Origin of the sequence: Leptothoe sp. PORK10 BA2 (assembly GCF_034932105.1) — a bacterium.
In the GTDB taxonomy this organism is placed as follows: domain Bacteria; phylum Cyanobacteriota; class Cyanobacteriia; order Phormidesmidales; family Phormidesmidaceae; genus Leptothoe.
Genome location: NZ_JAYGIG010000095.1, coordinates 1 through 5,887 on the forward strand (window position 1 = coordinate 1; position 5,887 = coordinate 5,887).

Here is a 5,887-nt window from a genome sequence, read left to right on the forward strand (position 1 = left end):
GCAAGCGTTTACTCATTTTCGCATTCAGCATGAAACTGAACGCCTTTATCCACACCGAAACCTACTCGGTGCAGTCGATTGGCCCCTGTTTGCTTGAGTTAGAGCGCGAGACCGGTTACGCCCGTGGTCTATTAGTCGACGCGACTGTACGCCAGCGCCAGAAAGTTTCATTTGCTGCCGGGGAAAGTTCGGCCAAAGCCAGCAATGGTGTGATTCGCGGGGAGCTGGATGTATACGATTTAGGGGCCAGCGGCGGTCAGCAAATGGTCCTGTCCATTACCTCCGAAGAAGACAATGCGGTCTTTACTGTGGTTTCCCCCAATGGCGATATCCTGGCCAAAGAAGCGAAGAATGAAACGCTCGTGTTACCCGATACGGGAGACTATCATGTGATCGTCGGAGGAACCCGTGGAAATGCTTCCTACGATTTGACTATTGGTATTCAGGGGACCGCCGATCCTGTCTCTAAGAAGGGCAGCGGCTTGGAAGCGAGTGGCCTAATAGAACACGCGACTGCTGTCCATCGCAAGGAAGTTTCATTTGCTGCCGGGAAAAGTTCGGCCACAGTCAGCAATGGTGTGGTTCGAGGGCATCAGGATGTATACGATTTAAGGGCCAGCGGCGGTCAGAAAATGAACCTGTCCATTACCTCCACAGAAGACAATGCGGTCTTTCATTTGGTTTCCCCCAGTGGCGATATCCTGGCCCAAGAAGCGAGGAATGAAACAATCGTGTTACCCGATACGGGGGACTATCATGTGATCGTCGGAGGAACCCGTGGAAATGCTTCCTACGATTTGACTATTGGTATTCAGTAATTGCGCTGAAGTTTTGTAAATCGTTTGCCGTATTTTGCCGTATTTTTCTGCCCCTGGCCGATAGGTCATTAAGGCTGCCGATGGGAGCCTTAATGACATCATTCGTCTGGACATCACCATGGGTAGTCTGCTACGGAGCTTGGTCCTAAGCCTCATACTAGTACCGAATTTACTTATGGTAGATGCCGTTGCATCGTCAATGGATGCCTCAGCACAGGTCACATGTCAGGAACTATCTACCAAGCGCTCGTTTCAACCGGACCCGCCCGGTGTGCCCCAGCGACGATTGAGTGGTGGCACTCGTTAGTTGGTAGATAGTAGGTGTTAGACGATAGATGGCACTCGTTAGGTATGGCGAGATAGTTGGTGCTAGACGATAGGTGGCACTCGTTAGGTATGGCGAGATAGTTGGTGCTAGACGGAAGGTGGCACTCGTTAGGTATGGCGAGATAGTTGGTGCTAGACGGAAGGTGGCACTCGTTAAGTATTGCGAGATAGTAGGTGTTAGACGATAGGTGGCACTCGTTAGTAATTTGCTAGATTAAACTGCACCAGCCCCAAATCCCCTTGGCTCCATGACTGACCCTTCACTCCACCTTTCTAGCGGCTCCCATCGGCAATGGCAGTTTTGGATTGATCGCGGCGGCACCTTTACGGATATTGTGGCTCGCCGTCCCGATGGTCAACTACAGGTGCATAAGCTACTGTCGGAGAATCCCGGTCAATATGGCGATGCTCCAATCCAAGGAATTCGGGACATTCTGGGTTTGAGCCCTGACCAGCCCATACCGGCTGACCAGATCGAGGTGGTCAAAATGGGTACGACAGTGGCGACTAATGCGTTGCTGGAACGCAAGGGAGATCCTACAGTCCTGCTGATTACTAAGGGGTTTAAGGACTCTCTGCGGATTGGCTATCAAAATCGACCTGATATTTTTGCCCGGCATATTCAGCTACCGGAGATGCTCTATGACCAAGTGATTGAGGTGCCGGAGCGTTACAGTGCCCAGGGTGAGGTGCTGATGCCCATAGATGAAACGGGGCCATGGGTGGATGAGTTGGAGCGGGTGTTTGCGCAGGGGGTAAGGGGATGTGCGATCGCACTCCTCCACGCCTACCGCTACCCAGAGCATGAACTCAAAGTCGCCCATATTGCCAAACGTATTGGCTTCACCCAAATCTCCATCTCCCACCAAGTCAGCCCCCTAATGAAACTCATCAGCCGAGGCGACACCACCGTCGTCGACGCCTACCTGTCCCCCATCCTCCGCCGCTACGTCAACCAAATCGAAACCTCCCTCATCCCCTCTTCTCCCATCCCCCCCCTGCCTGAGGAGAGGGGGCTAGGGAGTGAGGTCCGCCTCATGTTCATGCAATCCAACGGTGGCCTCACCGACGCCCATCGCTTCCAGGGCAAAGACAGCATTCTCTCCGGTCCGGCCGGAGGCATCGTTGGCGCAGTCAAAACCGCAGCCAGTGCCGGATTCAACAAAATCATCGGCTTCGACATGGGGGGCACCTCCACCGACGTCTCCCACTACAACGGCGACATCGGCGGCGGGGACTACGAACGCACCTTTGAAACCGAAGTCGCAGGCATCCGCCTCCGGGCCCCCATGATGGCCATCCACACCGTCGCCGCCGGTGGCGGCTCCATCCTGCAATTTGATGGTGCCCGCTATCGCGTCGGACCAGCATCCGCCGGGGCATACCCCGGACCCACCTGCTACCGCCAAGGTGGGCCGCTGACGGTCACCGACTGCAATGTCATGCTAGGCAAACTACAGCCTGGGTTCTTTCCCGCCGTATTTGGACCAGAACGGAATCTGCCGTTGGATCAGACCGCTGTCACCGAGGGATTTCAAGCCTTAGGGCAGCAGGTAAATCAACAGACAGGTACCCATCAACCACCAGAAGACGTCGCCGCTGGATTTCTCGCCATTGCCATCGAGAAAATGGCCAGCGCCATCAAAAAGATCTCCATTCAGCGAGGATACGACGTCAGCGAATACACCCTCTGCAGTTTTGGTGGAGCCGGTGGTCAACACGCCTGCCTGATTGCCGAAGCCTTGGGCATGGAACAAATCTTTCTCCATCCCTTTGCAGGCGTGCTATCCGCCTACGGCATTGGCCTCGCCGACCTGCGCATCCTCAAAGAAAACGCCATTGAGGCCACCCTCACCGAGGAAACCCTGCCTTTGCTCACCGAAAAACTAGCCAACTTAGCCACGGCTGGCAAGCAGGAAATGATTGCCCAGGGTGTTGTTCCCAAGAAAATCACCACCCTGCAAAAGGTTCACCTCCGCTATAGCGGCACTGACTCAGCCCTGATTGTCTCCTTTGGCACCCTGGCTGAGATGAAGGCTCAGTTTGAACAGATTTATCAACAACAATACGGATTTACCATGGCCCACAAAGCTCTCATGGTAGAAGCCGTTTCCGTAGAAACCATTGGACAGAGCACCGCCATCGACGAGCCCCAAATTACCCAGCAACGTACTACGCCCCTCACCGCCATCACCACAGTCCCCATCTATACCAAAGGACAATGGCATGACAGCCCGGTATATCAGCGGACCGATCTCCTACCCAATGACATTATCGAAGGACCCGCTTTAATTATTGAACCGACGGGCACTAATGTGATTGAGCCTGACTGGTCTGGCCAACTGAATTCACAAAATCACCTGATCCTCACATACCAACCTAAATCAAAAGCCTTAGGCAATCAGACCGCAGACCAGACCAAGACCTATGGCAAACCGGACCCAGTCAAACTAGAGATATTCAACAATCTCTTCCGCTCTGCCGCCGAGGAAATGGGCATCACTCTCCAAAACACTAGCTATTCCGTCAACATCAAAGAACGGTTAGATTTCTCCTGTGCCATTTTTGATCATCAGGGACATCTGGTAGCAAATGCGCCCCACATTCCCGTACACCTGGGTTCCATGGGGGAAAGTGTCCTCAGTTTGATTCAGGAGAAGGGAGAAACCATCCAACCCGGTGATGTTTACGTCTCTAATAATCCCTATAACGGGGGAACACACCTGCCTGATATTACGGTGATGACCCCTGTATTTATGGGTTCGGAATGGGGGGAAGCCGCCGTGGTGCACCGTGCCCAACCTCCCCATGGGCCGATCTTCTTTGTTGCTTCTCGGGGGCATCATGCTGACATTGGCGGCATCACCCCAGGGTCCATGCCCCCCCACAGCACAACCATTGACCAGGAAGGTATCCTGATCAACAATGTCAAACTGGTAGGGCAAGGAGAGTTTTGCGAAGCAGCGATCGCAAAACTGTTGCAGTCCGGCCCCTATCCTGTGCGTAACCTGGCCCAAAACTTGGCCGATCTCCAGGCCCAGATAGCGGCCAATGGGCGAGGGGTGCAGGAGCTGCGACGCATGGTTACCCACTATGGGTTAGACCAAGTTCAGGCCTATATGCAGCATGTGCAAGATAATGCCGCCGAAGCCGTTCGTCGGGTGATTGACGTGCTTTCCGATGGGGAGTTTACCTACACCACAGACAATGGCACCCATATTCATCTCACCATTGCCATTAAGCCAGCGGCACGTTCTGCCCGAATTGATTTTACCGGCACATCTCCCCAGCAAGACAACAATTTCAATGCGCCCCTAGCCGTCTGCAAAGCCGCCGTCCTCTATGTTTTCCGCACCCTGGTGGATGACGATATACCGCTCAATGCCGGTTGTCTCCAGCCCCTGGAAATTATTGTGCCGGAGGGCTGCCTGCTCAACCCCCGCTATCCCGCCGCTGTGGTAGCGGGGAATGTGGAAACCTCCCAAGCGGTGACCAATGCCCTCTACGGTGCCCTCGGCACCATGGCCGCTAGCCAAGGCACCATGAACAATGTCACCTTTGGCAATGACCAATATCAGTATTACGAGACCATCTGTGGTGGTTCTGGGGCGGGGCCAGGGTTTGCTGGCACCGATGCGGTCCAAACCCACATGACAAACTCTCGCCTGACGGATCCTGAGGTGCTGGAATGGCGATTCCCGGTCCTGGTGGAGGATTTTTCTATCCGTCCCCATAGTGGTGGAACGGGTACATATCCGGGGGGCAATGGTGTCGTTCGGTGTCTTCGATTCCGGGCAGCAATGACCGCCGCCATTATTTCAGGCCATCGCCAGGTAGCGCCCTTTGGCCTCCACCAAGGTGCACCGGGTCAGTGCGGCAGCAATAGGATTCGGCGGGCCAATGGTCAAACGGAAACCATGGGCAGCAATGGGGAGGTGGCTATGGGTGTGGATGATGTTTTCATGATTGCCACCCCAGGGGGTGGAGGGTGGGGACCGCCGTCTGGAATGGGGATGAATAAATCGGAAGCATAATTATCGGGCAGGTATTGCTGAGCCCCGAATCGATTAGGAGATGTGGCCATGGACGGTTGGATAGTTGTCTTATTTATTGCACTCACTGTAGTGATCATCGTCATCAGCATCGTCCTTGACCGCAAACGGACCGAGGCGATCAAGCAACTAGCCTATACCCTGGGGTTCGACTATCGAGAACATCCCCAAGCTCATCTGCCCCATACCATTTGGCAATTCGACCTCTTTAACAAAGGGCGTCGCCGGAGGCTGAAAAATCTGATCCAAGGTATCCAGAACGATGCCAGGGTCTCCATCGGTGAATATAGATACACCACCGGTAGCAAGAAAAGTAAAAACACCCATAGTCAAACGGTTGTTTTTATCGAATCGGACCAGCTAAACCTGCCTAGCTTTTTGCTGACATCTGAAAACGCCTTTCATAAAATCGGCAACCTGTTTGGCTATAAAGATATCGACTTTGACTCTCATCCAGAATTTTCCAGCCAATATTTGCTCAGGGGTTCAGATGAAGATAGGGTGCGTGAACTCTTCCATGAGGGTGTTTTAAATGTTTATCGACGTTATGGGGGGGCTTCCACTAGACCTCTTGCATAATAGATTTCATGGTATATTAGAGGGTTTTAGTTCACTGTTTCCATGTCAGGCAGATGAACTACGAAGCAACCCAAACCCTGAGCGGCCAAAAGTTTAAGCGCCGATTTGGTG

At 53.5% G+C, this 5,887-nt stretch carries 4 protein-coding genes; all 4 read left to right on the plus strand.

Annotation, left to right across the window (positions count from 1 at the left end; genetic code table 11):
• The first annotated feature begins 29 nt into the window (after positions 1 to 29).
• The 4 genes from VB741_RS14515 to VB741_RS14530 all read left to right on the plus strand — a co-directional run bounded on the left by VB741_RS14515 (position 30) and on the right by VB741_RS14530 (position 5,776).
• The gene (locus VB741_RS14515) at positions 30 to 818 is read left to right on the plus strand and encodes a hypothetical protein (RefSeq protein WP_323365901.1); all 789 of its coding nucleotides are present in this window, start codon (positions 30 to 32) and stop codon (positions 816 to 818) included.
• 175 nt (positions 819 to 993) lie between these two features.
• Entirely contained in the window at positions 994 to 1,125 is a 132-nt protein-coding gene (locus VB741_RS14520) for a hypothetical protein (RefSeq protein WP_323365902.1), read from the plus strand.
• 268 nt (positions 1,126 to 1,393) lie between these two features.
• Positions 1,394 to 5,179 (plus strand): hydantoinase B/oxoprolinase family protein, encoded by a 3,786-nt coding sequence (locus VB741_RS14525; protein ID WP_323365903.1) that lies wholly within the window; start codon positions 1,394 to 1,396, stop codon positions 5,177 to 5,179.
• 48 nt (positions 5,180 to 5,227) lie between these two features.
• On the plus strand, positions 5,228 to 5,776 hold the full coding sequence (locus VB741_RS14530) for a hypothetical protein (RefSeq protein WP_323365904.1): 549 nt from the start codon (positions 5,228 to 5,230) through the stop codon (positions 5,774 to 5,776).
• Positions 5,777 to 5,887 lie beyond the last annotated feature (111 nt).